The sequence below is a fragment of the Microbispora sp. H11081 genome, assembly GCF_012999535.1.
Taxonomy (GTDB): Bacteria; Actinomycetota; Actinomycetes; order Streptosporangiales; family Streptosporangiaceae; genus Microbispora.
The window spans coordinates 152,493-174,729 of sequence record NZ_JABBWV010000015.1 but is presented as its reverse complement, the minus strand read 5'-3'; the positions used below and the strand labels follow the sequence as shown (position 1 = coordinate 174,729).

Below are 22,237 nucleotides of genomic sequence, written 5' to 3'. Positions count from 1 at the left end.
GGTGGGGGGTGGGGGGTGGGGTGGGGTTAGGAGGCGATGATGGCGGCTATTACGAGGGCTAACGCGGCGGCGATGGCTGCCAGGGCGGATGGCGACCAAGTGACGCGGGTCTCGCCCGAGGAGCTTTCCCTGCGGGTCCGGCTCATCTCGGTGAGCTGGGCGGCCACCCAGTCGGCGTGGGTCCTGGCGCCGACCGCCTCGGCGGTCGCCCGCTCCACCCGGTTCGCCGACTTGGCCGCCTTCGCGGCCCGCCCGGCGGCCCTGGCCCGCTCCCGCGCCGAAGACTGGGGCGTCCAGCACCGCACCGTGGTGTCCCCGGACTCGATCACGATGGCGCTGGCCACGGACACGTCGTCCACGCCACTCCATGGGATGTAGGCGTTCTTCAGCACGTTGCGCACCCGTACGCCGCCCTGCTCGGCCACGATGGCGGGCCGCAGTGCCATCACGAAGACCAGCGCGGTGATGACGCCTAGCACCGCGCCCGCGATCAGCGCGCTGGGCATGCTCCCCCGGGCGAACAGGTCCCACACGTTCCAGGCGGTGAACACCATCCAGGCCCAGCCGCAGACCCAGGCCAGCTTCGACCGGTAGATCTCGGGTTTCATGCGCGCCACTTCATCTGCGCGTAGCCGGGCTTGATGACGCCGTTGATCAGCGCGAGCCGTTCGTCGAACGGGATGAACGCCGACTTCATCGCGTTGACCGTGAACCACTGCAGGTCGTCCCAGTCGTAGCCGAAGGCGTCCACCAGCCTGGCGAACTCCTGCGACAGGCTCGTCCTGCTCATCAGCCGGTTGTCGGTGTTGACCGTCACCCGGAAGTAGAGGCGGCGCAGCAGGCCGATCGGATGCTCGGCGATCGACGGGGCGGCCCCGGTCTGCAGGTTCGACGTCGGGCACATCTCCAGCGGGATCCGCTTGTCACGGACGTACGCCGCCAGCCTGCCGAGCTTCGCCTCGCCGTCGTCCGCCACCGTGATGTCGTCGATGATCCGTACGCCGTGGCCCAGGCGGTCGGCGCCGCACCACTGGATGGCCTGCCAGATCGACGGCAGCCCGAAGGCCTCCCCCGCGTGGATCGTGAAGTGGGCGTTCTCCCGCTGGAGGTACTCGAACGCGTCCAGGTGCCGGGTGGGCGGATAACCGGCCTCGGCTCCGGCGATGTCGAACCCCACCACACCGAGGTCCCGATAGCGTACGGCGAGTTCGGCGATCTCCATGGAGCGGGCCTGGTGGCGCATGGCCGTCAGCAGCGTGCCCACCCTGATCCGCGGCCGGCCGTCGGGCCCGGCGGAGCCGATCCGGAAGCCTTCGAGCACGGCTTCGACGACCTCGTCCAGCGACAGGCCCTGCGAGGTGTGCTGCTCGGGCGCGTAGCGCACCTCGGCGTACATCACGCCGTCGTCCGCCAGGTCCTCGGCGCACTCCGCGGCCACCCTGACCAGCGCCTCGCGGGTCTGCATCACCCCGACGGTGTGCGAGAACGTCTCCAGGTAGCGCTCCAGCGAGCCCGAGTCGGCGGCGTCCCTGAACCAGGCCGCCAGCTCACCGGGGTCGTAGGTGGGCAGAACGTGGCCGCATTCACCGGCGAGGTCGACGATCGTCCCGGGACGGAGCCCGCCGTCGAGATGGTCGTGCAGGAGCACCTTGGGCGCCCTGCGAATCTCCTCCAGATCGGGCAGCTTACTCATGCCACCCTCCTCCCACGCTCGTACGTCCGGCAATCCTAGCCAGGGACCGGACGGCTTCGGATCGCCGAGACCTGCCGATTCTCACTCCTCGCGATTGGCGGTGTCCGGGGAGAACGCGGGCAGGCAGACCGCCACGTACTCGGCGCCGGCCGGCCCGGAGGTGTAGCGGATCTTCTCGCCGGGCTCGCATGCGAACACCTGGCCCGCCTCGATCACCGTGGTGCCGCCCTCGTGCTCCACGACGACCGACCCCTTCAGCACGAGCGTGTACTCGGCGAACTCCGGGGTCTGCGCGGGCTCCTCCCATCCGGGCGGCGCCACCATGTGCGCGATGGAGACCTGCTCGTCGCCGCTGTTGACGCGGCCCACGTACTCGTCAATGACCTTGCCGCCCGGCACCGGGATGCGGGTGGGGCTCTCGATCCTCCTGACCATGCCGACCAGTCTGTCAGTTCAACCCCGAAATCATGTCATTTGCCCGACTCCCCACTACGCTTGAGCGGCTGGAGTGGCGAGAGGGACCGCCGGGCTCAAGTGACATGGGAACCACCGGACACGGCACGCACCCTCACCGCGCGGACGGGGAGCCGTGATGAGAGACCTGCCTGGCTTCGACGCCTTCGCCGCCGACCATGCCCAGCCACTCGCCCGTACGGCTCTCGCGCTGACGGGAGACCCGGCCGCCGCCCGTGGGCTCGTGGTGACCGCGCTCTCGGCGGTCGCGGCGCGGTGGAGCGCCGTACGCTGGTCGTTCCCCGCCCATGTCGCCCGGGAGGCGCTGTATCGGGCCTACCTGAAGCGCCCGCGAGCCCACCGGGCCGCACGCCGGCGCGGCACGCAGCCGATCTTCACTCCGGGCACGGGCACGGCGGCTCTCGCGGAGGCGCTGACCGGGCTGACGCCGCGCCGCCGCGCCCTGGTCGTGGCTTGTTTCCAGGACGGGCACTCCTTCTGGCAGGCGGCCGGTCTGTGCCGCATGGCCGCGGAACCGGCCAGGACCGAGACCGTGCTCGCCGTCGCCGAACTGCGCCATCGGCTTCCCGCCTCGTTCGCCGGGGGGACGGCCCCGGACAGCGCAAACAGCGCGGACAACGCAAGCAGCGCGGACAGCACGGACAGCGCCGGGAGCGCCGCCGGCACGGTGACCGAGCCCGCGCCGACATCCTGGGCCGCGCCGTCGGATGCGGCCTTCACCCCCGCCGCGCCGACGTCCTGGGCCGCGCCGACGGATGGAGTGCCCTTCCCCCCGGCCTCGCCGTACGGCGTGGGGCAGGCCGCCGGAGCACCGGACCCGTACCACGCCACGCCCTCGCCCACCCCCGTGGACGCCGGCGAGTCGCGAGACGACGGCCCGTGGGAAGCGGCGCTGCGCCGTGAACTGTCCGCGCTGTCCGCGGCGATGCCCGCGCTCGACCCCGTCCCCCTCACCGCCGAGGCCGGGAAGGCCGGCCGCCGGGACGGCACACGGCGCCGTTCCCTGGTCACCGGCATGAGCGTCACGCTCGCCGCCCTGGTCGTCGTCCCCATCGCGTTCGTCGCGGCCGGCGTGGCCGAGCGCGCGAGCCGGGACACGGGCGCCTCCCCCGGCTCCCCCGGCGCGAGCATGCCGGTCCCCGGTCCGCCGCCGTCCTCCCTGCCCGCCCCCGTACGCTTCGCCTATCGGGGATCCTGCGCGTGGGACGAGGACACCGGGAAGCCCGCGGACGACGGCTGCGCCGAATGGCGGCTCGTGATGACGACGGGCGAGCAATGGCGCATGGTGGACGTGTACCCCGGCATCGGCGACGACGGGAAGCCTCCCGTCGCGATCAGCGGGGACGGCGACCACGTGGCCTACTTCAGCGAGGCGTCGTCCGACTTCGTCGTCTTCGACCGGCTCGACACGACGGTGCGGAGGACCGGGATGGTCTCCCTCAGCGACGAGACGTCCCGGGCGGCCGCCCGCCTCGTCATCTCGCCCGGCGGCCGGTGGATGGCCGCCGACTTCGGCCAGGCCGCCGAAGCGATCTCGCCACGTGTGCAGAACCTCGCCGACTACCGGGTCTCGACGTTGCCGCGGCGGATGCGGGTCCTGGCGGTCGGCGACGACGGCACGGTGACGGGCACGGCGACCTGGGACACCGACGCGGCTCCCGGCCGGATCAGCACCACCGAACTGCTGCGGATGCGGCCGAACGGGCGGACGCTGAGCCGTGTGCCGATCGACCCCGGGCTGATCGAGGCCGGCGTGGCCGTCTCCCCGAACGGACGCGCCCTCGCCGTCGCGGCCGAGCGCGCCCATCCCCGCGAGGACGACCACGGCCTGGTGGCGACCCTCGACACGGCCACCGGCCGGGTGCTCACCCGGCACGAGGCCGCCCTTCCCGGAGACGCGCACGTCATCGCCCTGCACGGCTGGGCGAGCGCCCACGAGGTGATCGTCGAGGCCGAGCGGCCCGGAGACGGCGAATACGAGATGGAATACTCCCTTCACGCCGTCGACGTGCGCACCGGGGCTTCGAAGCCGATCGACATGGACGAGGCGGGCGGCGTGCCCGCCCTCTGGGTCCCCGGCGCGCTGCGCTGACCACCCGGCGCCCCCACGCCGTACGCCGCCCACGCCGCGCCCCCACGCCCAGGAGAACGGACGAAGGGGGCGTCCCGAGGACCGGGACGCCCCTTCCGGCCGGTGGGCGGATCAGACCGCCTCCGGCACCGGTTCCTCCCGCGCCGCGACCCGCTGCCGCCCGAACCGGAGCCCGGTGAGGGCGACGGCCAGGCCGACGAGGGCGAACCCGGCCGAGACCAGGATCGCGGCCCGGAACCGGGCGATCGGGTCACCGCCGTCCGCCCCCGAGGTCAGGACGGCGGTGACGATCGCCAGGACCACTGCTCCGCCCACCTGGCCGGAGGTGTTCAGCAGGCCCGAGGCGAGCCCCTGCTCCTCGTCGTCGACTCCGGCGGTCGCCTGGATGTTGAGCGAAGGGAACGACAGCGCGAACGCCAGGCCCAGCAGGACCATTCCCGGCAGCACCAGCGTGAGCAGGCGGGGGTGGAGGTCCACCCGCAGGAACACGGCGTAGCCGGCGAGCAGCGCCACCGAGCCCGCCACGATCAGGCGCGGGGTGCCGAAGCGGTCGGCGAACCCGCCCATCGTGGTGGAGGTGAGCGCGACCAGCAGCCCCGCGGGCAGGAACGCGAGGGCGGTCTGCAACGCGCTCCAGCCCAGCAGGTTCTGGAAATACTGCATGGCCACGAACTGGAAGCCGACGTACGACCCGAACAGGATGACCAGGCCGATGTTGGCCCGGGCGAGCGGCGCGGAGCGCAGGATGCCGAGCCGGACCAGCGGATGCCTGACCCGGCCCTCCCACCAGACGAACAGCCAGATCAGGGCGGCGGCCCCGGCGAGCGACAGGACGGTGCGCGCCACGCTCGCCTCCGGCGCCTCCACCACGGCGAAGACCAGGAGCAGCATGGCCGCCGTGATGGTCACGGCGCCGAGGAGGTCGTGGCCGCCCTCGCCGCGCTCCTCACCCCGTTCGAGGAGTCGCGCCCCGGCCACCAGAGCGACGATGGCGACCGGCACGGGCATGAAGAACGTCCAGCGCCATCCGATCTCGGTGAGCACACCGGAGAGAACCAGCCCGAGTGAGAATCCGCTGGCACCGCAGGCGGTGAAGATGCTCAGGGCCCGGTTGCGGGCGGGGCCCTCGGCGAAGGTCGTGGTGATGATGGACAGCGCGGCCGGCGCGGTGAACGCGGCGCTGACGCCCTTCACGAACCGGGCCGCGATCAGCAGCGTCCCGTCGTTCATCAGCCCGCCGAGCAGTGAGGCGACCGCGAAGACGACCAGGGCCGCCAGGAACACCCGGCGACGCCCGAGCAGGTCGGCGGTCCGGCCCCCGAGCAGCAGCAGACCGCCGTACCCCAGCACGTAGCCGCTCACCACCCACTGGAGCGACGAGGTGGACATGCCGAGTTCAGCCTGGATGGACGGGAGCGCCACCCCGACCATCGACACGTCGAGTGCGTCGAGGAACACGACGGCGCAAAGAACGGTGAGCGTACCCCACAGGCGGGCCCCCCAGCGCGCGTCCTTGATGGAGGAAGTCATGGAACGGGAAGGTACATGCACATGCATCAAATGCACAAGCAACTGATGCGTGTGCATCTAATGCGTACGCATGGTATGGTGCGCGGAGAAAGGCGGTCTCACGTGAACGACACCGGCACCGACACCGGCTTCGTGGTCGCGGCCTGGCGCGAACTGCTCGCCAGGTACGCCGAGGTGTCGTGCGCCCTGGAGCGGGAGCTGAGCGACAGGCACGGGCTCGGCGTGAGCGAGTTCGAAGTGCTGGAGCGCCTGACGGACGCACAGCCGGCCTGCGCGGAGCCGGAGGCGGCCCAGTTCCGCGTTCAGGAACTCGCCGGCCAGGTCCACCTCAGCCAGAGCGCGCTGTCGCGCCTCATCGCACGGCTGGAGCGCGAGGGGCTTGTCACCCGTGAGATGTGCAAGGCGGACAGGCGCGGCGTGTTCGTCCACGTCACCGAGGAAGGCCGGCGGAGGCACGCGGAGGCGATCGCCACCCACCGGGCCGTCCTGTCCGCGCACCTGTCCCCGCACCTCGTGAACGCCGGCCGCGTGCCTCCCGGCCCGGACGACGCCCCGCGCCCTCGCTGACCCAAAAGACAGACACCGGCGCGTCCCCGCGTGGTCAGAAGGGGCGGAGAGGGACGCCGTCGGGATCGACGAGCAGGCCGTCCGCCTCGACCCGCGCCCCGGCGGCCACCAGCCGCGCGGCCTCCTCCTGCGGGTCCTCCACGGCTACCGCGACGTGCCGGAAGCCGTGCCGGCACGGATCGGGGGTCCACGGGCTCGCGGTCGTCGGAGCGGTGAAGGTGAACACCTCCAGGACCGCCTCCCCGGCCAGCAGATAGGTGATCAGGAAGCCGCGCGGGTCCTGGTCCTGCGTTATCTGGCCGATCACCTCGTAGCCCAGCGTGTCCCGGTAGAAGGCCAGCGCGGCGCCGAGATCGGCGGACGTGACCGCCACGTGGTCGAAGACCGGCGGCGCCGTACGCGGCCTGGCCAGCGCGGCCAGCCGTTCCCGCTCGGCCGGCCCCGGCGAGGCGACCCGGTGATACCGCAGATAGCCGGAGGTGATCTCCAGGTGGGCGCCGTCAGGGTCCTGGAAGAACGCGATGCGCACGCCGCCGACCGCGTCGAGCGGCGGCAGTGTGAAGGGCGCCCCGGCGTCGCGCACGCGCTCCGCCCGCAGGTCGACGTCTCCCACCTTGAAGCCGATGTGCCGGATGCCGCGCTGGAGGTCGTCGTTCACCCAGCCGCCGAGGTCGCCGTCGCCCGTCTCGACCAGTTTGAGCAGCGCGGGCCCCGCGGCCAGCCAGGCGACGCCCTGCCCCCGGGACGGGCCGTCCACGGGGGTGAGATCCAGCACGTCGCGGTAGAAGTCGAGCGAGCGCGCCAGGTCGGCGACGCCGATCTCGACCTGCCGGATGCCTCGGTGCTCGGGCACGGTTCTCCCTGCGGGACGGGTGTCTCAGGCCGTCAGGCGGTCGATGACCAGCGGCAGCAGGTCCACGCCGCCGTCCGCGCCGATCTCGTACGCCCCGTCGAGTGCCTGGAGCGCCCGGTCGAACCGGCCGGCCGCGTCGGCGTAGAGGGTCAGCAGCGGCGCGCCCTCGCGTACGGCGTCGCCCGGCTTGGCGTGCAGGACGACGCCCGCGCCCGCCGAGACCGGGTCCTCCTTGCGGGCCCGCCCCGCGCCGAGCCGCCATGCCGCCAGGCCGACCTTGAGCGCGTCGAGCGTGCGCAGCGTGCCGGAGGCGGGAGCGGTGACCACGGCGGACTCGGCGGCCTTCGGCAGCGGCGCGTCCGGGTCGCCGCCCTGCGCGATGATCATGCGCCGCCAGGCGTCCATCGCCGAGCCGTCCTTGAGCGCCTCCTCGGGGTCCCTGGCGTCCTGCACCCCGGCGGCCTCCAGCATCTCCCGCGCCAGCCGTACGGTGAGCTCGACCACGTCGGCGGGGCCGCCTCCGGCTAGCACTTCAACGGCCTCCTCCACCTCCAGCGCGTTGCCCACCTTGAGGCCCAGCGGCCGGTCCATGGCGGTCAGCAGGGCCACCGTGCGCACCCCGGCGTCGGTGCCGAGCTCGACCATCGCCTGAGCCAGCTCGCGCGCGTCGTCCACGTTCTTCATGAACGCGCCCGAGCCCGCCTTCACGTCGAGCACGAGCGACCCCGTGCCCTCGGCGATCTTCTTCGACATGATCGAGGAGGCGATCAGCGGGATCGACTCGACAGTGCCGGTGACGTCGCGCAGCGCGTAGAGCTTCTTGTCGGCAGGGGCGAGGCCCGCGCCCGCCGCGCACACGACGGCCCCGGCCGAGCGGATCACGCCGAGCATCTCGTCGTTCGACAGCGACGCCCGCCAGCCGGGGATCGACTCCAGCTTGTCCAGCGTGCCGCCGGTGTGCCCGAGGCCCCGCCCGGACAGCTGCGGCACGTACGCCCCGCAGGCGGCGACGAGCGGGGCGAGCGGCAGGGTGATCTTGTCGCCGACCCCTCCGGTGGAGTGCTTGTCGGCGGTGGGCCGGTCGAGGGCGGACCAGTCCATCCGCTCCCCCGACCTGATCATGGCCTGGGTCCAGTCCGCGATCTCCCTGCGGTTCATGCCGTTGAGCAGGATCGCCATCAGCAGCGCCGACATCTGCTCGTCGGCCACCTCGCCCCGCGTGTACGCGTCGATCACCCAGTCGATCTGGGCGGTCGGCAGCTCACCGCGGTCACGCTTGGCGATGATGACCTCGATCGCGTCGAACCCCACACTTCCCCCTCTATCGCGACAGGTCGTCGGGCCCGAAGGCGAATGGCAGGAAGTCCGCCATCCGCATCGGCCCCTCGGGCGTCTCCACCAGCAACTCGGCGCCGCCGTGCTCGAACAGCAACTGGCGGCAGCGCCCGCACGGCATCAGCAGTTCGCCGTGGCCGTCCACACACGTGAAGGCGACCAGCCGGCCGCCGCCGCCCGCGTGCAGCGCGGAGACGAGCCCGCACTCGGCGCACAGCCCGACGCCGTACGACGCGTTCTCCACGTTGCAGCCGGTCACGATCCTGCCGTCGTCGACGAGCGCCGCCGCCCCCACGGGAAACTTGGAGTACGGCGCGTACGCGTGGGCCATGGCCTCGCGGGCCGCGACCCGCAGCGCCTCCCAGTCGATGCTCATTTCGCCTGCCCCCTTCGGTACGGGACGCCGTCCGCCGCCGGCATGCGCAGCCGCTGTGAGGCCAGTGACAGCACCAGCAGCGTGGTCAGGTGGGGGGTGAACGAGGTGAACTGCTCAGGAACGGTGTCCGTCAGGGCGAACACCACGAACACCGCGACCGCCACGATCCCGGTGATCAGGGCCGCGACCCCGCGCCGCTGCCGTACGAGTTGGTAGACCGCCACGGCGGCGAGCAGCAGCGCGACGACGAGCAGCAGCGCGTGCACCGAGATTCCGCCCTGGCGGAGCTGGAGGGCGTCGGTGTAGCCGAACAGCGCCGCGCCTCCGGCGAGCCCGCCGGGACGCCAGTTGCCGAAGATCATGGCGGCCAGGCCGATGTAGCCGCGGCCGCCCGTCTGCCCGTCCCGGTAGATTCCCGCCGCCACGATCGACAGGAACGCGCCGCCGAGGCCGGCGAGCACGCCGGAGACGATCACGGCGGCCCACTTGTACAGGTAGACGTTGACGCCCAGCGACTCCGCCGCGACCGGACGCTCGCCGCACGCCCGCAGCCGCAGGCCGAACGGCGTGCGCCACAGGATGTAGACCGACAGCGGGACCAGCAGGATCGCCAGGATCGTGAACAACGACACACCCTGGGTGATGCCCCGCAGCACACCCACGAAGTCCGACAGCACGAACCAGTGCTTGGCCTCGACCGTACGCAGCGGGTCGTCGAGGAAGCCCAGGCTCACCGTGCCCATCTTGGGCAGCGGCGGCGAGTTCTTCGTCCCGCCGCCCGGCATGCCGTCGAAGACGAGCTGGGACAGATATTGGGTGAAGCCCAGGCCGACGATGTTGATCGCCACACCGGAGATGATGTGGTCGACGCCGAAGGTCACGGTGGCGACGGCGTGGATCGCCGCGCCCAGCGCCCCGCCGATGGCGCCGGCGAGCACGCCCGCCCAGGGGTTGTGGAACTGGATGGCGCCCCAGGCGCCGAACCAGGTGCCGAGCACCATCATGCCTTCGAGGCCGATGTTGACGACGCCGGCCCGCTCCGACCACAGGCCGCCGAGACCGGCGAGCCCGATCGGCACGGCGAGGCCGAGCGCGGCGCTGACCGTGCCCGCCGAGGTGATGTCGTTCGCGCCGGTCACCAGCCGCGCGATCGACAGCAGCACCAGCAGCCCGGCCATGCCGAGCAGGAGGACCGGCGCCGACAGCCGGAAGCGCCGCGCCGGGGGCGTTTCGACCGGGCGGTCGACCGGGAGGTCCGTCGCCGTCATGCCGTCTCCTCGATTCCGTCCGGGCGCCTCATACCGCCGCCTCCGCCTTCGGCGGCTCCGCAGGGGCGGCCAGCTCCCTGCTGACCCGGCGCTGCTCGGCCACGATCCGGTAGCGGTGGACCAGCTCGTACGCGATGATCACCGAGAGCACGATGACCCCCTGCATGATCTGGACGATCTCCTTGGAGATGTCGAGCAGCTGGAGCTGGTTGGACGAGTTCTCCAGGAAGCTCCACAGCAGCGCGCCGACCGCCATGCCGACCGGGTTGTTGCGGCCGAGCAGGGCGATCGCGATGCCGGTGAAGCCGAGGCCGGCCGGGAAGTTGTTGCTGTACTTGTAGGAGGCGCCGAGCAGTTCCGGCATGCCGATCAGACCGGCGACGGCTCCCGACATGACCATCGTGACGACGATCATCTTCTTGACGCTGACGCCGCTCGCCACCGCCGCGGTCTCGGACTTGCCGGTCGCCCGCAGTTCGAAGCCGAACCGGGTGCGGTTGAGCACCAGCCAGTACGCGATCCCGAGCAGGACCGCGACCACGATGAACCCGTTGACCAGCACCGGCGTGCCGGCGATGAGCGGGATGCCCGGCATGTGCGCGTCGTCGGGGATCGGCCGGGTGCCGAGGTCGTTGCCGGTCAGCACGCCGAAGTGCTCGCTGACCAGCCACGCCCCGAGGCCCGTCGCGATGGCGTTCAGCATGATGGTCGAGATGACCTCGCTCACGCCCCGGTAGACCCGGAGCAGGCCCGCGATCGCGGCCCACAGCGCGCCGACGACCACCGCGGAGACCACCACGAGGACGATGTTGAGCACGCCGGGGACCACGGCGGCGCCGCCGACGGCGGCGGCGACCACGGCTGCGAGGCGATACTGGCCGTCCACGCCGATGTTGAAGAGGTTCATCCGGAAGCCGACGGCGACCGCGAGCGCGGAGATGTAGTACATGACCCCGGTGTTGAGGATCATGGCCATCGACCGCGGCTGGGTGCCGTAGTCCGCGAGGGTGGTGAACGCCTCGATCGGATCCTTGCCCGCGACGAGCAGGACCCCCGAGGTGATGAGCACCGCGAAGACGACCGCGATGACCGGCGCGGCGACGCCGAGCCAGCCGCCGAGGCGCACCCGGCCGAGCAGCCGGTCGACGAACCCGTTCATACGCCCTCCCCGGCGCCGGTCATCGCCGAGCCCAGTTGCTCGGGGGTCGCGTTCGCGGGATCGACGTCGGCGACGATCCTGCCGCGCAGGATGACCTTGAGCGTGTCGGACAGCCCGATCAGCTCGTCCAGGTCCGCCGAGATCAGCAGCACGGCCAGCCCGGCGGCGCGCGCGGTGCGCAGGTGGTCCCAGATCGCCGCCTGCGCGCCGATGTCCACGCCGCGGGTGGGGTGGCTGGCGATGAGCAGCACGGGATCGCCGCTCATCTCCCGCCCGACGATGAGCTTCTGCTGGTTGCCGCCGGACAGCGTGGCCGCGTCCACGTCGATGCCGGGGGTGCGCACGTCGTACTCCTCGACGATGCGCCGGGTGTCGGCCCGCGCGCCTGAGCGGTCGATCCATGGGCCCTTGACGTTGGGCCTGCGGGTCTGGTGGCCGAGGATGCGGTTCTCCCAGAGCGGTGACTCCAGCAGCAGGCCGTGCCTGTGCCGGTCCTCGGGGATGTAGCCGATGCCGCCCGCGCGCCGTTTCAGGGTCGACCAGTGGGAGATGTCGGCGCCGCCGAGGGTGAGCGCGCCCACCTCGCAGGGGCGCATGCCCATGATCGCCTCGACCAGTTCGGCCTGGCCGTTGCCCTCGACGCCCGCGATGCCGAGCACCTCGCCCTTGTGGATGTCGAAGCTCACGTTCTCGACCACCGGCCGCCCGTCGCCGGTGCGCACGGTCAGGTCCCGTACGGACAGGGCGACGACGTCGGTGACGGTCGACTCGCGGGTCTCGGGGCTGGGCAGTTCGCTGCCGACCATGAGTTCGGCGAGCTTGCGGGAGGTCACGTCCTTGGGGCCCACGGTCGCCACGGTGGTGCCGCGCCGGATGACGGTGATCTCGTCGGCGACCCGCAGCACCTCGTCCAGCTTGTGGGAGATGAACAGGATGGTCAGCCCCTCGCGGACCAGGCCGCGCAGGTTGTCGAACAGTTCCTCGACCTCGTGGGGCACGAGCACGGCGGTCGGCTCGTCCAGGATCAGGATGCGGGCGCCCCGGTAGAGCACCTTCAGGATCTCCACCCGCTGGCGGTCGCCGACCCCGAGGTCCTCGACCGGCACGTCGGGCCGCACGCCCAGGCCGTACGCGTCGGAGATCTCCTTGATCTTCTTCCGCGCGGCGGCGAAGTCGAGGGCGAGGCCGCCGCGGCGCGGCTCGCTGCCGAGGACCACGTTCTCCAGCACCGTCAGGTTGTCGGCCAGCATGAAGTGCTGGTGGACCATGCCGATGCCGGCGGCGATGGCGTCGGCCGGGGTGCGGAAGCCCACAGGCGTCCCCTCGACGCGGATCTCACCCTCGTCTGGACGCTGCATCCCGTACAGGATCTTCATCAGGGTGGACTTCCCCGCGCCGTTCTCACCGACGATGGCGTGGATGTGCCCTCGGGAGACGCGGAGGTGGATGTCGCTGTTGGCGACGACGCCCGGGAATCTCTTGGTGATTCCCGTGAGCTCTACTGCGGGTTCCGTAACGGTCGCGGCGGTAATGTCGGCCTCCTCCTCGCGGAGTGCCCGGTATCGGTCGAGTGGTAGTGAGAGTAGAGCAAAGGGCCCGGGGCGGGTGCCCCCGGGCCCCTCGATTTACCCAGGTCAGGACGTCGGGACCGTGATCTCGCCGTTGATGATCTTCTGCTTGTACTCGTCGATCTTCGACTTGATGTCGTCGACCTTGCCGCCGGTCGTGGAGTAGTCCACACCGCCCGCCTTGAGGTCGTAGATCGCCGGACCGGCCTTCACCGCGCCGGTGGAGTAGCTCTGCAGGAAGTCGAAGACCGCCACGTCGACCTTCTTGATCATCGAGGTGATGATCACGTCCTTGAAGTCGGCGTACGCCGGGAGCGCCGCCTGGTCGGAGTCGACGCCGATGGCCGTCGCCTTCGCGGCCTTGGCGGCCTCGAAGACGCCCGCGCCGGAACCGCCGGCCGCCTGGTAGACCACGTCCGCGCCTGCGTCGTACATGCCCTGCGCGGCCGTCTTGCCCTTGGCCGGGTCACCGAAGCCGCTGAAGTCCGGCGGCTGGGTGAGGTACTTGCTCTGGAGCTTGATGTCCGGCTTGACGGCCTTGGCACCGGCCTCGAAGCCCGCCTCGAACTTGTGGATCAGCGGCACGTCGACGCCGCCCACGAAGCCGACGTTGCCCTTCTCCGACTTGAGCGCCGCCGCGACGCCCACCAGGAACGAGCCCTGCTCCTCGGCGAACATCAGGTTGGTGATGTTGTCGCCCTTCGCGGCGTCGTCGTCCACGATGGCGAACTTGACGTCGGGAAACTCCGCGGCGACCTTCGCCACCGGAGCGGAGTAGGCGAAGCCCACCGCGATGACCGGGTTGTAGCCGCCGGAGGCGAGCAGGCGCAGCCGCTCCTCCTTCTGGGCGTCGGTCTCGCCCGCGGTCGCCTCGAGTTCCTTCTTCTCGACCTTGAGCTCCGACACGGCCTTGTCCAGGCCGGCCGCGGCCGCGTCGTTGAAGGATCCGTCGCCACGGCCGCCGATGTCGTACGCCAGGCCCACCTTGGCCTGAGCGGCGGCGGGCGCGGAGGACGCGCCGGCCGAGGCCTCGGTCGTGGTGGAGGCGTCGTCGCCACCGCCGCACGCGGCGGCGGCCATGAGCAAGGCGCCTCCCATGGTGGCGGCGGCCAGTCTGCTAATTCGATTGTGGAGCAAGGTCGTGACTCCCCTTCCGTTCCCCGCCCGTCAGACTCTCGTCGCACGCACGCAGGAACGCACGGCAACCCTGCACGGAAGATAGTTGTTTGACCTGCATAGACCAAACCCGCACCGCAGTCCGCAACATGTCCGTTATTGAGACCACGCCACACCGTGACCGGCGCGTCAGCCTGGGGAAACTTTGAACCGGCCGTGGATGATCTCCTGCTTGAGCTGCTCCAGGCGGGGCTGGATGCCCTTGATGTGACCGCCGGTGAGGCTGTAGTCGACGCCTCCGAGCTTCAGGTCGTACGTCACCGGGCCGCTGGTGACGGTGCCGTCCTCGACGTCGGCGAGGTAGTCGTAGACCGCGACGTCGAGGCGTTTGACCATCGAGGTCAAGATCGCGCCGCGCACCGCCGGGTCGGCGCTCAAGGCGTGGTCGTGACCGGAGCCGATCGCCCACACCCCGGCCTCCTTGGCCGCGCGGAACACGCCCGCCCCCGAGGCCGCGTCCACCTGGTAGATCACGTCGGAGCCCGCGCGGCACATGCGCCGTGCGGCCCCGTGCGCCCTCTCCGGGTTCTCGGCTCCGCCGAGATCGTGATGGCCGCCGACATAGGCGATCCTGATCCGCGCCCGCCGGTTCACATGCTTCACGCCCTGGACGTAGCCGGCCTCCAGCCTCCTGGCCGGGGCGGAGCGCTCGCCCCCGACGAAGCCGACGTCGCCGGTGCGCGATGTCATCGCCGCCGCCGCGCCCATCAGGAACGAGCCCTGCTCCTCGGCGAACAGCAGGTTCGTGACGTTGGGGCCCGACACGGCAGGATCGTCCAGGATGGCGAAACGCGTATGGGGGAAGCGCGGGGCGACGAGCCTCAGCGCCGGAGCGTACGACTCGCCGACGGCGATGACGGGGTCGTAGCCCGCCTTGGCGAGCGCCCGCACCCGTTCCACCTTCCGGCCGGCGGGCTCGCCCCGCTCGGCCGGCACCTCCTTGACCCGCATGCCCCTCATGTTGCGCAGGGCCTCGTCGATCCCGGCCGCCGCGGCGTCGTTGAAGGACCTGTCGCCCCGTCCGCCGACGTCGAAGGCCAGCCCGACCATCAGCGGCCGGGTGTGTGGCTGCGCGGTGTCCGCCCCGCCGCCGCACCCGGCGGCGACGGCGACGGTCGCGGCGACTGCGCCCGCCGTCACCGCACGGAACGCCCGCAATCGGACCTCCTCAGCAGGGTGACCGTGACCCCACTGTCCGCGATACCCGCCGCGCCTCGGCGGAGAAACGCGCCGCAGCGAACCTCTGACGGATTCCATCCGGAAAGGAGCAGGTCAGCGCGTACGGCGCGCGTCAGCGGGCGCCGCCCCACAGCGCGGTCAGCGCCGTGGCGGCGAGGACCTTCACGCCGATCCCGATCGCCCGCTCGTCGACGTCGAACTGCGGCCGGTGGATGTCGACCTCGTCGACGGCCCCCACCGGCCGGGTGCCCAGCCGGGCGAGCGCGCCGGGCACCGACTCGAGGTACCAGGAGAAGTCCTCGCCGCCGAGGCTCTGCGCCGTGGGCACGGCCGCCCCGTCGCCCACGATCTGGGTGACCGCGTCGTGCAGCATCTGGATGCTGGTGGCCTCGTTCACCGTGGGGGGAGTGCCGCGCCGGTAGTCGATCTCCGCGTCGACGCCGTACGCGCCCGCGACCGAGTCGAGCAGGGCCTTGACCAGGTCGGGGGCCTGGTGCCAGGCATCCTCGTCGAGCGACCTGACGGTGCCCTGGGCGACCCCGACGTCCGGGATCGCGTTGGCGACCGAGCCCGCGGAGATCTGGCCCCACACGAGGCTGAGGCTGGAGCGGGGGTCCACCCGGCGGGACAGCGCGGCCGGCAGCTCCGTGACGATCTTGCTGAGCGCGTAGACGAGGTCCACGGTCAGGTGCGGCCGGGCCGTGTGCCCGCCGGGGCCGGCCACGCGGATGCGCAGGCTGTCGCAGGACCCGGTGATCGGGCCGGTGCGCAGGCCGACCCTGCCGACGTCGAGACGCGGGTCGCAGTGCACCGCGAAGATGCGGTCGACCTCGTTCAGGCCGCCGTCGCGCATGACCTCCAGCGCGCCGCCCGCGACCTCCTCGGCGGGCTGGAAGATCAGCCGCACCCGTCCGGGGAGCGCGCCCGCGTCGGCCTGCGACGCGAGGAACAGCCCCGCGCCGATGACGATCGCCGTGTGCACGTCGTGACCGCAGGCGTGGCACGCGTTGGAGTTCGTGGAGCGGTAGGGGACGTCCTTCTCGTCCTCCATGGGCAGCGCGTCGATGTCGGCGCGCAGGGCGACCGTGGTCCCCTCGTCCCGGCCGAAGTCCACCCAAAGGCCGGTGCCGCGCGACAGCGGGTGCGGGGTGAGCCCGGCGTCCGTCAGCCGCTCAGCGATCTTCTCGGTGGTGCGATGCTCGCTGAAGGCGATCTCCGGGTGCGCGTGCACGTCGCGCCGGAACTCGATCAGCTCATCGTTGTGCTCGCGAAGGAACTCCGCCAGTTGCCCGGCCAGGTCGTTACTTCCCGGCACGGCCGCGTCCGGCGCTGCGAGCTTCGATGAGGTGGTCACGGAACTTCCCTCCTCCGGCGAGCCGTCCCGCCACGGGTCGCCGGCCCATATGATCACGAAAAGTCACAGAAAAGCCCAAAAGGGCCGAGCGGGCGTCTCGCCTCCACCGACCCTTCATTCACAATCCTTTCACGCCTCGGGCCTCTGAGACGGCGGATTGCCCAGTATTTACACCGGACTCCATACGTTGTGAGACCTCAGGCACCCATGCTCGACATATCAGGCCCTACCCAGTCAGGTGCCCGATTGTCCGCTTTCGCGGTTGGGGTTCGAGGTCACGAACCTGTCCTCCGCGAGTTCGATGAGCGTGGCGTCGACCACGTCCTGGAGGGTCCCTCCGTCGGCGAGGATCGCCCGCTGGCGCTCGGACGAGCTGCCCTGCTCCAGCACCTCGGTCACGACCGCCAGTTCGTCGGCGCAGCCGAGCCGCTCGGCGACCGGTTCGAGTTCACGCTGAAGTTCATACAATACGTCGCGGACCGGCGCCGTGGAGCCACGGTCGTCGGTGATGACGTCCGCGTCGAGGCCGTACCTCGTGACCCGCCACTTGTTGTCGCGCACGACCCACGGCGCGGGATGCGGCAGCGTGTAGCCCCGGTCGATCTGCTGGTCGAACTGCTGCACCAGGCTCTGGCACAGCGCGGTCACCATGCCCACCTCGCGCGGCGTCGGGATCCCGTCGAACATCCTGATCTCGATCGTGCCGAAGTCGGGATGCGGCCGGATGTCCCACCACACCTCCTTGATGCTGCGGATCGTGCCCGCCCGCAGCAGCGTGTCCATGTACTCCTCGAACTCGGCCCAGTCCGCGAGCAGGTGCGGCGGCCCGGCCGTGGGCAGCGAGCCGAAGACGATGGCCCGGCTCGACGCCAGCCCGGTGTCCTGCCCGCCCCAGTAGGGGCTGGAGGAGGTGAGCGCGAGGAAGTGCGGCAGGTACGCCGCGAGCGCGTTGACGATCGGGATGACCTTGTCCCGCTCCTTGACCCCCACGTGGACGTGCACGCCGAACGTCTGGATCCGCCAGGCGAGCCACTGCAGGTCCTCGACCAGTTCCACGTAGCGCTGGTTGGGCGCGTAGACGGCGTCGCGCCAGTCGCTGATCGCGTGGGTCCCCGTGCAGGCGAGCCCGATGCCGCGCGGCTCGACGGCCTCGGCCAGCCGCCCGAGGCTCTTCCTCAGGTCCTGCACCGCCTCCGCCACCGTGTGGCAGACGTCCGTGACGATCTCGATCTGCGACTGCATCAGCTCGTGCATCGCCTTGGGCCGCTGCCCCTCGCTGAGGTCGGGCACCGCGGCGAGCACCTCTTTGGCGTCCTGGCGGAGATGACGCGTGTGCCTGTCGACGAGCTGAAGCTCCCACTCCACGCCGAGCGTCGCGCCACGCGAGGGATTGAAGTCGATCGCCAAAGCCTGCCTCCGTCACGTTCGGTCCCTGTGGCCACTCAGGTCACACCGGACAAGGTCGTTCTAGCTCACGCCCTACCCCTCTTCCATCCCCGCACGCCGACGGCGCCGAGCGCCAGAGCCAGGAGGATGTTCACCGCGACGAGCACGCCGTGGACGACGTAGAAAGACGTCTCATGCCCGTCGGCGAGGTTGAAGCCCAGATTGATCCATTCGAAGATCATGAACGCGGCGACCGCCACGAGAAATACCGATACCCGTCTAGTCATGCTCACAGTATCGGCGGCCCCCCGGCGTGGCTGCGTGGCATATGGGGCATATGTCGCCTCATGCGAAGGCAGTCGAGGCTAGGCTGAGCCACCTATGCGGACGAACCATCGTGTCCTTGCCGCTGCCGTGACCACGGCGGGGGTGTTGACGACGTCGCTGCTCTGCGCCCCTCCCCCCGCGGGCGCGCGGGCCGTGCCCGACCTGGCGCCGCGGGCGACCGGCACGGCCGTGACGGAGAACGGCACGGGGAACGGCACCGTCGGCGGCGACCTGCTCGCCGGCCGCGGGATCATCGCCCCCTCGGGGGTCAAGGCCCCGCCCAAGACCGAGGCCTCGTCGTACGTCATCGCCGACGCGGAAACCGGCCAGGTACTCGCGGCCAAGGACCCGCATGGGCACTACCTGCCCGCGAGCACGCTCAAGACGCTGACGGCCGTCACGCTGATCCCCAAGCTCGACAAGAACCGCAAGGTCAAGCCGAGCGAGGAGGCCTGCAACGTGGAGGGCAGCGCCGTCGGCATCGTCCCCGAGCCGATCTACAAGGTCGACGACCTCATGCGGGCGCTGCTCATGGTCTCCGGCAACGACGCGGCGATCGCGCTCGCCGAGGCCAACGGCGGCCTGAAGAAGACGCTCGCGGACATGAACAAGGAAGCCCGCAGGCTCCAGGCGTACGACACGGTGGCCAAGACGCCGAACGGCCTGGACGCGCCTGGCCAGCGCAGTTCGGCCTACGACCTCGCGCTGATCGCGCGGGCCGGGCTGGCGCTGCCGGACTTCCGCGAGTACGTCAGCACGAAGGTCGCCAAGTTCCCCGCGCCGAAGGACTACCTCAAGAAGGACAAGAAGAAGAAGCGCAGGGACGACTCCGAGGCCAGCGAGTCCCCCCGGCCCACCTACTACGAGATGGCCAACCACAACCGGCTCCTCGGACGCTACAAGGGCATGCTCGGCGTCAAGAACGGCTGGACGTCCAAGGCCCTGGGCAGCTTCGTTGGCGCGGCCAGGCGCGACGGCCACACCGTCATCGTAGCGATCATGCATCACCCCGGCGGCTTCTGGGAGGAGGTCTCCAAGCTGCTCGACTGGGGCTTCGCCGCGAGGGGCAAGGCGACGCCGGTGGGCCGGCTGGTCCCGCCCGTGCCCGACCCCAAGCCCTCGTCCTCCCCCCTGGCCGTACGGCCCGCCTCTCCGACGCCCGGCGCGGCCCCGGCGGCTGCGGGCGCGCGTGGCGAGGATCCCGCCGCGAAGCGCTCCGGCGCGACCACTCCCCTGCTGATCGGCGGCGGCGCCCTCGTCGTCCTCGCCGCCGGCGCGTACGGCCTGCGCCGGCGCCGCGGGACGCCCGGCGAGGCGGCCGACTAGAGCCCGGGAGGGGCGGGGATGGGGTGCTCGGCCGCGCGGCTGACGTCCTCCCAGCGGGCCCACGTCTCCATGCGCCGCCGGGAGACGTCGAAGGCCAGGTCGTAGACCGTGCCGCCCAGCAGCAGCCGCAACGGAGGATCGTCGCTGCCGACGAGCTTCAGCACGGCCTCGGCGGCCAGCCGGGGATCGCTGTCCACCGATCCCTCGGCCCACTGCTTCTCCAGCTCGGCCCGTAGCTCGGCATAGTCGGGCAGTGGCGTGGTCGCGGTCATGCTCGTGTACAGGTCCGTCCAGTAGCCGCCGGGCTCGACGATGGTGACCTTCACCCCGAACCGCGCGGCCTCCATCGCCAGGGCCTCGCTCATGCCCTCCAACGCGAACTTGCTCGCGCTGTACAGCCCCGTGGTGGGGAAGCCCCCCAGCGCTCCGATGCTGGAGATCTGCACGATGTGCCCGGACCTCTGGGCGCGCAGAACGGGCAGGACGGCCTGACTGACCCACAGCGCGCCGAAGAAGTTGGTCTCCATCTGGGCCCGGGCCTCGGCCTCGGTGAACTCCTCGATCATCCCCATGGACATGATCCCGGCGTTGTTCACCACGACGTCGAGCCGGCCGAAGCGCTCGGTCGCCCGGTCGACCGCGGCGTGGACCGCCGCACGGTCGGTGACGTCCAGAGGGAGCACGAGCAGCCTGTCCTCGTGCTCGGCGGCCAGGTCCTCCAGCGGCGCCACGGTCCTGGTCGCGGCGGCCACCCGGTCGCCGTTGTCGAGAGCGGCTCTGGTGAACGCCCGTCCGAGCCCCCGCCCCGCACCGGTGATGAACCAGACCCGTCCCGAAGCGGCGGTCGTCGTACGCATGGACACTCCATTCGCTACCTCAATGAAACGAGACGTATCGTCTCGATTGGCCAATCATGGCGGCGCCCCGAATCCTTGTCAAGACGGATCGTCTCGTCTCGCTTCTGGTAGGTTCTGGCCCATGACGGCACAGAGCGGCGCGGCCTCAGGCGCCAGACGCCGCAGCGAGTCCTCGCGGCGGGCCATCCTCACCGCGGCGTTCGAGCTCGTCGGCGAGGTCGGTTACGCCAAGCTGAGCATCGAGGGCATCGCCGCCCGGGCCGGGGTCGGCAAGCAGACCATCTACCGCTGGTGGCCCTCCAAGGGAGCGGTGCTCTTCGACGCGTTCCTCATGCTCTCCGAGGGAGAGGACGACTCGCCCGCCCTGCCCGACACCGGCGACCTGGAGGCCGACCTCAAGACGGTCCTGCGCGCAACGGTCGCCGAGCTGAACGACCCGCGATACGACGAGCCGATGCGCGCGCTCAACACGGAGATCCTGCACGACCCCGCGCTCGCCGCCGCGTACGCGGAACGGCTCGACCGGCCGATGAAGGAGCTGAAGAAGGAGCGGCTGCGCAGCGCGCAGCGGGCCGGGCAGCTGTCCGGCGACCTCGACCTGGACGTCGCGATCGAGATGCTGTGGGGACCGTTGCTCAACCGATGGCTCCAGCGCGGCGGCCCGCTCACCCCCGAGTACGCCGACACGGTCGTGGAGACCGCGCTCCACGGATTGCGCCCCCGTTAGGGGCGCATCGGCAGGTCAGGCGGGGCCGGTCGTGGGCGTGATCGCGTGCGACGGGAGCGGGGTGGGCTCGGGCGGCGGGCCAAGCGTGGCCGTCGCCGTCCACGCGGCGGCGTAGAGGACGACCCGGGCCGACAGGTTGATCCACAGCAGCAGCCCCACGACCACCGCGAACGTGCCGTACACCGGGTTGCGCAGGGTGCCGGCCAGGATCAGCGCCGCGAGTTGCTTGAGCACGCCGAAACCGGCCGCGCCCAGCAGCGCGCCCTTGAGCACGACGAGGAACGGCTGCGACGGCTTGGCCAGCCAGCCGAGGACGACCAGGAAGAGCAGCAGGTCGGCGACGAGGCTCGCGGCCAGCCCGGCGACCCAGACCCCCGCGCCGGCCAGCGGGGATGAACCAAGGCCGAGCCACCCGGCGACCGTGCTCGTGGCGCCGGTCGCGAACCCGCTCGCGATCACCGAGATCAGCACGGCGACGCCCATGAGCACGAGCGCGACGATGTCGCGGAGCTTGCCGAGGAAGTAGTTGAGCGGCGGCTCGCAGGTCATCCAGATGGTGCGCAGGGCCCCGCGCAGGGCGTCCATGGCGCCCAGCCCGGCGTAGAGCACGCCGAGCAGGCCGATCAGCCCGGCCTGGGCCCTGGCCCCGGCGAGCTGGTCGATGTGGAGCTGGTCGGCGAGCCCGGGAAGCTGGCCGTTGATCGCCTCGGTGAGAGTGGCGAGCGCGTCCGGGCGGATCGTCACGACGTACCCGAACAGGGCGAACGCCAGCGCGATCACGGGGAAGAACGACAGGAACGCGAAGTAGGTGATCGCGCCGGCCAGCCGGTCCCCCGCCTGCACCTGGTAACGCTGCACGGTCCTGATCAGGTGGTCGAACCAGAGAAAGCGGATCCGGTCGCGCTCGATCCGCATCCGGCCCCACGCGCGGACCGCGTCGACGCGCCGCGTGACCTGGTCGACCAACGCCATCCCCATCGGCATTGTCTA

21 protein-coding genes are annotated in these 22,237 nt (G+C 71.2%); 4 read left to right on the top strand and 17 right to left on the bottom strand.

Going from position 1 to position 22,237, the window contains the following annotated elements:
- Positions 1-26: 26 nt before the first annotated feature.
- The 3 genes from HHX31_RS28755 to HHX31_RS28745 all read right to left on the bottom strand — a co-directional run bounded on the left by HHX31_RS28755 (position 27) and on the right by HHX31_RS28745 (position 2,128).
- A complete protein-coding gene (locus tag HHX31_RS28755) occupies positions 27-608 on the bottom strand; it encodes a hypothetical protein (protein ID WP_169952039.1) in 582 nt (193 codons plus the stop codon).
- On the bottom strand, positions 605-1,693 hold the full coding sequence (locus tag HHX31_RS28750) for an adenosine deaminase (RefSeq protein ID WP_169952037.1): 1,089 nt from the start codon (positions 1,691-1,693) through the stop codon (positions 605-607). The genes HHX31_RS28755 and HHX31_RS28750 overlap by 4 nt, the downstream gene beginning before the upstream one ends.
- Positions 1,694-1,774: 81 nt before the next feature.
- Complete coding sequence (locus HHX31_RS28745; RefSeq protein WP_169952035.1) at positions 1,775-2,128, bottom strand: cupin; 354 nt, start codon at positions 2,126-2,128, stop codon at positions 1,775-1,777.
- A gap of 157 nt (positions 2,129-2,285) precedes the next feature.
- Here HHX31_RS28745 and HHX31_RS28740 point away from each other — a divergent pair, with 157 nt between their 5' ends.
- The gene (locus tag HHX31_RS28740) at positions 2,286-4,259 is read left to right on the top strand and encodes a hypothetical protein (RefSeq protein ID WP_169952033.1); all 1,974 of its coding nucleotides are present in this window, start codon (positions 2,286-2,288) and stop codon (positions 4,257-4,259) included.
- A gap of 111 nt (positions 4,260-4,370) precedes the next feature.
- Here HHX31_RS28740 and HHX31_RS28735 read toward each other — a convergent pair whose 3' ends face one another.
- Positions 4,371-5,789 (bottom strand): MFS transporter, encoded by a 1,419-nt coding sequence (locus tag HHX31_RS28735; protein ID WP_169952031.1) that lies wholly within the window; start codon positions 5,787-5,789, stop codon positions 4,371-4,373.
- 102 nt (positions 5,790-5,891) lie between these two features.
- Between HHX31_RS28735 and HHX31_RS28730 the strand changes: the two genes are divergently transcribed.
- Positions 5,892-6,356 carry a MarR family transcriptional regulator gene (locus HHX31_RS28730; protein WP_311932283.1) on the top strand — a complete coding sequence of 155 codons (465 nt, stop codon included), beginning with the start codon at positions 5,892-5,894 and terminating at the stop codon, positions 6,354-6,356.
- A 34-nt stretch (positions 6,357-6,390) separates the two neighbouring features.
- Here the strand turns inward: HHX31_RS28730 and HHX31_RS35840 are convergent, their stop codons facing one another.
- The 11 genes from HHX31_RS35840 to HHX31_RS28675 all read right to left on the bottom strand — a co-directional run bounded on the left by HHX31_RS35840 (position 6,391) and on the right by HHX31_RS28675 (position 18,297).
- Positions 6,391-7,209: a VOC family protein gene (locus HHX31_RS35840; protein WP_169952027.1), complete on the bottom strand. Its 819-nt coding sequence runs from the start codon at positions 7,207-7,209 to the stop codon at positions 6,391-6,393.
- A 24-nt stretch (positions 7,210-7,233) separates the two neighbouring features.
- Positions 7,234-8,520, bottom strand: coding sequence for a thymidine phosphorylase (locus tag HHX31_RS28720; protein WP_169952025.1), 1,287 nt, complete (start codon positions 8,518-8,520; stop codon positions 7,234-7,236).
- A 10-nt stretch (positions 8,521-8,530) separates the two neighbouring features.
- The gene (locus HHX31_RS28715) at positions 8,531-8,920 is read right to left on the bottom strand and encodes a cytidine deaminase (RefSeq protein WP_169952023.1); all 390 of its coding nucleotides are present in this window, start codon (positions 8,918-8,920) and stop codon (positions 8,531-8,533) included.
- Complete coding sequence (locus HHX31_RS28710; RefSeq protein WP_169952021.1) at positions 8,917-10,188, bottom strand: ABC transporter permease; 1,272 nt, start codon at positions 10,186-10,188, stop codon at positions 8,917-8,919. Before HHX31_RS28710 ends, HHX31_RS28715 begins: the two co-directional genes overlap by 4 nt.
- A 28-nt stretch (positions 10,189-10,216) precedes the next feature.
- Positions 10,217-11,347 carry an ABC transporter permease gene (locus HHX31_RS28705; protein WP_169952019.1) on the bottom strand — a complete coding sequence of 377 codons (1,131 nt, stop codon included), beginning with the start codon at positions 11,345-11,347 and terminating at the stop codon, positions 10,217-10,219.
- Positions 11,344-12,879, bottom strand: coding sequence for an ABC transporter ATP-binding protein (locus HHX31_RS28700; RefSeq protein ID WP_169952056.1), 1,536 nt, complete (start codon positions 12,877-12,879; stop codon positions 11,344-11,346). The genes HHX31_RS28705 and HHX31_RS28700 overlap by 4 nt, the downstream gene beginning before the upstream one ends.
- Before the next feature lie 102 nt (positions 12,880-12,981).
- Positions 12,982-14,013: a BMP family protein gene (locus HHX31_RS28695; protein WP_169952017.1), complete on the bottom strand. Its 1,032-nt coding sequence runs from the start codon at positions 14,011-14,013 to the stop codon at positions 12,982-12,984.
- A gap of 207 nt (positions 14,014-14,220) precedes the next feature.
- Positions 14,221-15,249, bottom strand: a complete 1,029-nt coding sequence (locus tag HHX31_RS28690) for a BMP family protein (RefSeq protein WP_169952015.1) — start codon at positions 15,247-15,249, stop codon at positions 14,221-14,223.
- A 133-nt stretch (positions 15,250-15,382) separates the two neighbouring features.
- Positions 15,383-16,624: an amidohydrolase gene (locus tag HHX31_RS28685; RefSeq protein ID WP_169952013.1), complete on the bottom strand. Its 1,242-nt coding sequence runs from the start codon at positions 16,622-16,624 to the stop codon at positions 15,383-15,385.
- 234 nt (positions 16,625-16,858) lie between these two features.
- On the bottom strand, positions 16,859-18,031 hold the full coding sequence (locus tag HHX31_RS28680) for a glutamate--cysteine ligase (protein WP_169952011.1): 1,173 nt from the start codon (positions 18,029-18,031) through the stop codon (positions 16,859-16,861).
- Positions 18,032-18,096: 65 nt separating this feature from the next.
- Positions 18,097-18,297, bottom strand: coding sequence for an SCO4848 family membrane protein (locus HHX31_RS28675; protein ID WP_211590447.1), 201 nt, complete (start codon positions 18,295-18,297; stop codon positions 18,097-18,099).
- 127 nt (positions 18,298-18,424) lie between these two features.
- Between HHX31_RS28675 and HHX31_RS28670 the strand changes: the two genes are divergently transcribed.
- Positions 18,425-19,663, top strand: a complete 1,239-nt coding sequence (locus HHX31_RS28670; protein WP_311932282.1) for a D-alanyl-D-alanine carboxypeptidase — start codon at positions 18,425-18,427, stop codon at positions 19,661-19,663.
- On the opposite strand, the gene HHX31_RS28665 is transcribed toward HHX31_RS28670, so the two are convergent.
- Positions 19,660-20,520, bottom strand: coding sequence for an SDR family oxidoreductase (locus HHX31_RS28665; RefSeq protein ID WP_169952005.1), 861 nt, complete (start codon positions 20,518-20,520; stop codon positions 19,660-19,662). The two genes, HHX31_RS28670 and HHX31_RS28665, sit on opposite strands and share 4 nt — an antisense overlap.
- Before the next feature lie 121 nt (positions 20,521-20,641).
- On the opposite strand from HHX31_RS28665, the gene HHX31_RS28660 reads away from it, so the two are divergent.
- Positions 20,642-21,247 carry a TetR/AcrR family transcriptional regulator gene (locus tag HHX31_RS28660; protein ID WP_169952003.1) on the top strand — a complete coding sequence of 202 codons (606 nt, stop codon included), beginning with the start codon at positions 20,642-20,644 and terminating at the stop codon, positions 21,245-21,247.
- Positions 21,248-21,262: 15 nt separating this feature from the next.
- On the opposite strand, the gene HHX31_RS28655 is transcribed toward HHX31_RS28660, so the two are convergent.
- Complete coding sequence (locus HHX31_RS28655; RefSeq protein ID WP_249346846.1) at positions 21,263-22,225, bottom strand: YihY/virulence factor BrkB family protein; 963 nt, start codon at positions 22,223-22,225, stop codon at positions 21,263-21,265.
- Between the last annotated feature and the right edge of the window lie 12 nt (positions 22,226-22,237).